The sequence below is a fragment of the Silanimonas sp. genome, from assembly GCF_027531545.1.
Lineage (GTDB): Bacteria > Pseudomonadota > Gammaproteobacteria > Xanthomonadales > Xanthomonadaceae > Silanimonas.
The window spans coordinates 1-1,262 of the sequence record NZ_JAPZSC010000045.1 but is presented as its reverse complement, the minus strand read 5'-3'; the positions used below and the strand labels follow the sequence as shown (position 1 = coordinate 1,262).

General features: G+C 68.4%; 1 protein-coding gene and 1 pseudogene. Both read right to left on the bottom strand.

Features of this window, described 5'->3' with window-relative positions; genetic code table 11:
* Positions 1–240, bottom strand: a pseudogene (locus O9280_RS15515) (flagellin FliC); the annotation flags it as partial.
* A 474-nt stretch (positions 241–714) separates the two neighbouring features.
* Positions 715–1,262: flagellin (locus tag O9280_RS15510; RefSeq protein ID WP_298344786.1), on the bottom strand; the 548-nt coding region annotated here is incomplete at its 5' end.

The window sequence follows — 1,262 nt, the reverse complement described above, 5'->3', positions numbered from 1 at the left end:
CGCGCCCTCGGCCACCTGGGCCAGGGAGATCGCGTCGCTGGTGTTGCGCATGGCGACGTTCATGCCGCGCACCTGGGTGTTCATGCGCTCGCTGATGGCCAGGCCCGCGGCGTCGTCACGGGCGGTGTTGACGCGCAGGCCCGACGACAGGCGCTGGATCGAGGTGGCGAGGTCGCCTTGGCTGGTCTTGAGGTTGCGCTGGGCGTTCAGCGAGATCAGGTTGGTGTTGATGGTGGACATGGATAACTCCGAAGGACGATGGTTGACCCTAGGCACTTGCCCGGCTGCCGCCGCGACTGCCGCATCAAGGCGCACGCGGCGGTGGCCTGCAAAGACCCCCGGCCCGTGGCGGCTCTCGTGAGCCGCCCCTTCGCCGGGGAACCCGCCCGGGCCAATCAAAGCTGCCTTGGCACTGCCGCGTTGCCGCTGCCCTGCCGCGACCCCCTGTTGGTCCGGACCCCGCAGCCCCGAACGGGCGGCTGCGTTGGGAAGGTTTTCGTCGCGGCCCGCGGAAGCTTCACGCAGGCGGTCGCGCGATAAGGGGCACCCAACAAGCCTTGTTCGGACTCAAGCGCGCCGGCTCGTCAGAGGGCGACAGGCCTCGGGATCGGCACAGCGAACCTCGATTGGCGAATGACCCACCATGCAAAGAGCCCGCCGGGGGCGGGCTCTGTCCATCTCGTCGATACCGGCCTGTCGCCGGCGGAAGGCCAGTCAGCGCAGCAGCGAGAGCACCTGCTGCGGCAGCTGGTTGGCCTGCGCCACCATGGCGTTGCCGGCCTGCTGCAGGATGCTGGCGCGCGACAGGCTGGCCGTCTCCGCCGCGTAGTCGGCATCGACGATGCGGCCGCGCGCGGCAGTCTGGTTCTCGACGGCCGACATCAGATTGGAGACCACGTTCTCGAAGCGGTTCTGGCGCGAGCCCCAGGTGGCGCGCTGGCTGTTGATCTCGTTCAGAGCCGAGTCGATGCCGGCGATGGCCGCCTGGGCGTCGGCCTGGCTTGTGATCTGCATCGTGGGCGTCTCTGTGCCGGTGATCACGGCGGTCCCCGTCACGTCGGTGATGGCCGCTGCGGCCGTCCAGGCGTAGTTGTCGAACGACAGGCGGTCGATCAGGCTGTTGTTGTTGGCGCCGATCTGGAAGTTGTTGGAGCCGGTCGACGACAGGATGGTCACGCCGTTGAACTGCGTGCCGCCCAGCGTACGCGTCACTTCCTGGGCCATCTGCACGAACTCGCGGTTCAGGCTGACGAGGTCGTCGC